This window comes from Streptomyces sp. NPDC026206 (assembly GCF_040638465.1).
Taxonomy (GTDB): domain Bacteria; phylum Actinomycetota; class Actinomycetes; order Streptomycetales; family Streptomycetaceae; genus Streptomyces.
Genome location: NZ_JBEZYL010000042.1, coordinates 1 through 5,500 on the forward strand (window position 1 = coordinate 1; position 5,500 = coordinate 5,500).

Genomic DNA, 5,500 nt, shown 5'->3' on the forward strand with positions numbered 1-5,500 from the left:
TCCTTCAGGGCGTAGAGGGCGGTCAGGAAGACCAACGGCACCGACGCCGCCTGAGCAGAGGACCACTCCCCCGGCACCCGGACCAGATACCGCTCATCCACCACAGCGACCGGCCCGAACCCACCGGGCACCATGCCCATCACCCGGTCCCCCGGACGCAGGCCATGCACGTCGGCTCCCGTTTCGAGCACCACGCCGGCGGCCTCGGCACCCAGCAGACCGGCCTCACCCGGGTACATACCCAGGGCGTTCAGAACATCCCGGAAATTGACCCCCGCAGCCTCGACCGCCACGCGGACCTGCCCAGCCGCGAGCGGCTCCAGCACGTCCGGGGACGGGGCGAGCACCAGACCGTCCAGGCTGCCCTTCGCACCGGCATCCAACCGCCACGGCTGACCTGTCGGCGGCAGCAGGCCACTGCCGGAAGCCGACCGGGCCAGCCGGCCCACCCGCAGAACACCGTCCCGCACCACGAACTGCTCATCACCACGAGCAAGCAGACCCGGCAGACCAGGCAGACCCTCCAGTACGCCGGCTGCCTCGCGCTCCTCAATGTCGAGGAGCGCGAAACGCCCGGGGTTCTCGGACTGCGCCGAGCGCACCAGACCCCAGACCGCACCCGCCGCCAGGTCGTGCACCGATTCGCCCTCTGCGGCCGAAACAGCGTTGTGGGTCACGAAGACCAGGCGCGAGGCGGCGAACCGCTCCTCCGCCAACCACTCCTGCACCAGGCCGAGCACGCGGGCCGTCAGCTCGTGCACCGCGCCGGGCACGTCGGTAGCGGTGCCGTCGAGGGGGACCAGCACCAGGTCCTCGTCGCCCGTGACCTCGGCCAGAGACGTGACCGAGGCGCCCGCTCCGAAGTCGTCGGCACCCAGGGACACATACACGCATCGGGTCCCCTCTTTTTCCTGCGTCTCCGGCGCCGGTACCCACTCCAGCCGCAGTAGCGAATCATGCTCTGTTCTGCGCAGGACGGGGGCCTGGGCCACCGGCTGGGCACGCAGCGCCAGCGACTTCACGCTCAGCACAGGAGCGCCTTCGACATCGGCCACGGCGATGGACACCGAGTCCTCGCCGAGCTTGACCATACGTGCCCGTACGACCGAGGCTCCGCCGGCGTGCAGCGATACACCGCTCCAGCCGAACGGCATGAGAGGGTGCTCCCCGTCTCCGACGCCTGCGACGCCATGGGCGTGCAGCACCGCGTCCAGCAGCGCCGGATGCAGGCCGAAGCTCTCGGCTTCCCCGGCAGCGTCGCTCGTCAGCGCCGCTTCGATGAAGACTTCTTCGCCACGCAGCCAGACCGAGCGCAGCCCCTGGAACACGGGACCGTACTCAGTCCGCTCGTAGAAGCCCTCCAAGTTCACGACGACCGCGTTGTGTGGCGGCCAGACGGAGGCGTCGAACTCCGCTAGCTGCTCGCCGATGCACAGCAGGCCGGTGGCGTGCTCGGTCCACGCCTGGTCCCCGGCGTCGTCCGGGCGCGCGTACAGGCTCACCGTACGAGCGCCCGCCTCGTCTGGAGCGCTGACCAGGACCTGGACCAGTGCGGCGCTCTCCTCGGTCAGGACGAGCGGAGCAACGAGGGTGAACTCCTCGACCCGGTCGCAGCCGACCTGGTCCCCCGCGCGCATCGCGAGCTCCAGGAACCCGGTGGCGGGGAACAGAACCTTTCCGTCCACCACGTGGTCGGCCAGCCATGGGTGGGTGTGCAGGGACAGCCTGCCCGTGAACAGCACCTCGTCCGAATCCGCGAGCGCCAGGGTCGCACCCAGCAGCGGATGCTCCGCCGGCGACAGACCCGCACCGGTCACATCGCCCGTGAGGGCGGCCGGCCTCGGCCAGTACCGCTCGTGCTGGAACGCATACGTCGGCAGGTCCACGCGGCGTGCGCCCGTGCCGGTGAACAGCTGGGACCAGTCCGCTTCGACGCCCGCGACGTGCAGGCGCGCAAGCGCGGTGAGCAGGGCGGTCTCCTCGGCGCGGTTCCGTCGGAGCGCGGGCACCACGACCGCGTCGTCGGCGGCCTCGCCCAGGCTGTGCTGCGCCATCGCCGCCAGCACCCCGTCCGGGCCGAGCTCCAGGAAGGTGGAGACGCCTGCTTCGGCCAGCGCCTTCACGCCGTCGGTGAAGCGGACGGTCTCACGGACGTGGCGCACCCAGTACTCCGGGTCGCACACCAGCTCTTCCGTGGCCGGCTGACCGGTCACGTTCGATACAACCGGAATCTGTGGCGCCGAGAACGACAGGCCCGAGACGACCTGCCGGAAGTCCTCCAGCATCGGATCCATCAGCGGCGAATGGAACGCATGGCTCACCGACAGCCGCAGGGTCTTGCGGCCCTCGGCCGCGAGCTGTCCGGCGACCTTCAGGACCGCGGCTTCGTCGCCGGCGATGACGATCGAGTCCGGGCCGTTGACCGCCGCGATCGCGACACCGCCGACCAGGTGCTTCGTCACCTCGTCCGCACTGGCCTGGACGGCGACCATGGCTCCGCCTGCGGGTAGGGCCTGCATGAGCCGGGCCCGGGCCGCGACGAGGGTGCAGGCGTCCTCGAGGGAGAGCACGCCCGCTACGTGGGCTGCCGTGATCTCACCGATGGAGTGACCGGCCACGAAGTCCGGGCGCAGGCCCCACGATTCCACCAGGCGGTAGAGCGCCACTTCGATCGCGAACATCGCGGGCTGGGTGAATCCCGTGCGGTCCAGCATTTCCGCCTCGGGCGTGCCGGCCTCGGCGAAGAGCACCTCTCGCAGTGGCCGCTCCAGTTCGGCGTCCAGCCCGGCGGTCACCGCGTCCAACGCCGCGGCGAAGACGGGGAACCGGGCGTAGAGCTCCCGGCCCATTCCCGGGCGCTGCGAGCCCTGTCCCGAGAACAGGAAGGCCGACTTGCCGACCGCGTCCGGGGCGACGCCCCGCGCGATCTCGGTGATGCCGGTGTTGCCGCTGCCGGCCAGCAGGACAGCGCGGTGGGCGAATGTCGACCTGCTGGTCGCCAGTGAGAAGCCCACATCGAGCGGTGACAGGTCGGTGAGCGCCGAAACGCGCTCCAGTTGGGCTGCCAGGGCGTCTTCGGACTTCGCCGACACCAGCCACGGCACTGCTGCGGGCGCGGCTGCAGGCACGGCTGCAGGCACGAGCGCGGGCGCGGCCTCGGATCCGGCGGTGGACACCGCTGTGGGCCGAGCTCCGGATGCGTTCGCGGCCGCTGCGCCGGCCGCGGCTTCCGCCGGCTTTCCGGCTGCCCCGTCACCTGCCTCTGCGGACGGTTCCTCGGCCGGGGCCTGCTCGATGATGGCGTGCGCATTCGTACCACTGATCCCGAAGGACGACACGCCCGCGCGCCACGGACGGTCGGCCTCGGGCCAGGCCGTGCGCCCGGTCAGCAGCCGCACCGCGCCCGCGGACCAGTCCACGTGCGTCGAAGGCCGGTCCACATGCAGCGTCTTGGGCAGCACGCCATGCTGCATCGCCAGGACCACCTTGATGATCCCCGCGACACCGGCCGCCGCCTGTGTGTGGCCGATGTTCGACTTCACCGACCCGAGCAGCAGCGGCCGCTCGGGGTCGCGGTCCTGCCCGTACGTGGCCAGCAGGGCCTGCGCCTCGATCGGGTCACCGAGGGTGGTGCCCGTGCCATGGGCCTCGACCACGTCCACGTCGGCAGTGGACAGGCCCGCGCCGGCCAGGGCCTGGCGGATCACGCGCTGCTGCGACGGGCCGTTGGGGGCCGTCAGCCCGTTGGACGCACCGTCCTGGTTGATGGCCGAGCCGCGCACCACGGCCAGGACCTTGTGTCCGTTGCGGCGGGCGTCGGACAGCCGCTCCAGGACGAGAACGCCCACGCCCTCGGACCAGCCGGTTCCGTCGGCGGCATCGGCGAATGCCTTGCACCGGCCGTCGGATGCCAGTCCGCCCTGGCGGCTGAAGCCGGCGAATCCCATCGGCGTGGACAGGACCGTCACACCGCCGGCCAGGGCCAGCGAGCACTCGCCGTTGCGCAGGGAATGGGAAGCGATGTGCAAGGCCACGAGGGACGACGAACATGCCGTGTCGACCGTTACGGCAGGGCCTTCCAGGCCAAAGGTGTAGGAGACACGTCCGGAGATCACGCTGCTCGCCAGGCCGGTGCCGGCGTGGCCCTCCGTGTCCTCCCGGGAATTCATCACGACGCCGGCGTAGTCGACGCCGTTCGTGCCGACGAATACGCCCGTCCGGCTGCCGCGCAGGCCCACCGGGTCGATACCCGCCCGCTCGAACGCCTCCCATGACGTCTCCAGCAGCAGCCGCTGCTGCGGGTCCATCGCCACGGCCTCACGCGGTGAAATCCCGAAGAAACCCGCGTCGAACGCACCGGCGTCGACGAAACCGCCCTCAGCGGTCGCGCTGCTGCCATTCCCTTCACCATGGAGAACATCGATATTCCAGCCACGGTCCGTGGGGAACTCCGAGATTCCGTCCCGTCCCTCGTCCAGCAGTTGCCAGAGCTCTTCCGGTGACTGCACTCCACCCGGCAGCCGGCAGGACATACCGACGATCGCGATCGGCTCCTGCTTTCCGGACTCGACTTCCAGCAGCCGTTGGCGGGTCTGGTGCAGATCGGCCGTGACCCACTTGAGGTAGTCAACGAGCTTGCTGTCGTTCGACATGACGAGGAACCTTCCCTGTGAATAATGAGGCCGGATCAGCGATCGCTCAGACGGCCGAGCTCGTTGTCGATGAAGTCGAAAATTTCATCGGTGCTGGCGGATTCGATCCGCTCGGTGACATCAGCACCGGTGTTCTCCGCCTCGTCACCTCTCCACTTCTCCAGCATGTGGAGCAGCCGGTTGGCGACTGCCGCCCTGGTGAGGGCATCCGGCTCGGTCGCCGCCAGCGTGGAGTCCAAGCGGTCGAGTTCCGCCAGGAGAGAGGGGCCTTCCCCGGCACTGTCCTCGCCCACGAGCTGCGAGACGAGGTGTCCGGCCAGGATGGCTGGGGTCGGGTAGTCGAATACCAAGGTGGCGGAGAGACGCAGTCCCGTCGCCGCGGCCAGCCGGTTGCGGAGTTCCACAGCGGTCAGCGAATCGAAGCCCAGGTCGTGGAACTCCCGCTTCGTTTCGACCGCCTGGGACGAGGCGTGACCGAGAACGGCGGCGGCTTCGGTCCGTACGAGGTCCACCACGAAGCCGAGTCGTTCCGTTTCCTGCATGACCCGCAGTCGGCGGGTGAGCATGACGGCGGTGACGGACCCGCCGGCTGTGGTCGCGGCCGTCCGCCGGGCGCTCTTCACCAGGCCCCGGAGCAGCGGAGGCACATCTCCCCGGACCTTCCTGGCACCGGAGGTGGGGCCGATGGGCACGAGGTAGGCCTCGTCGGAGGCCGTGGCAGCATCGAACAGCGCCAAACCCTGCGCTACCGAAAGCGGCGGCACCCCGGAAGCCGCGATCCGCTGCATATCAGCATCGGACAACGCACCCGTCATACCACTCGACTGCGCCCACGCACCCCACGCCAA

General features: G+C 70.0%; 2 protein-coding genes. Both read right to left on the minus strand.

The features are described from left to right. On the minus strand, positions 1–4,652 hold a 4,652-nt coding region (locus AB0F13_RS27625), incomplete at its 3' end, for a beta-ketoacyl synthase N-terminal-like domain-containing protein (RefSeq protein ID WP_362087878.1). 35 nt (positions 4,653–4,687) lie between these two features. Further along, positions 4,688–5,500, minus strand: an 813-nt coding sequence (locus AB0F13_RS27630) for a phosphopantetheine-binding protein (RefSeq protein ID WP_362087881.1), incomplete at its 5' end; no start/stop codon positions are given.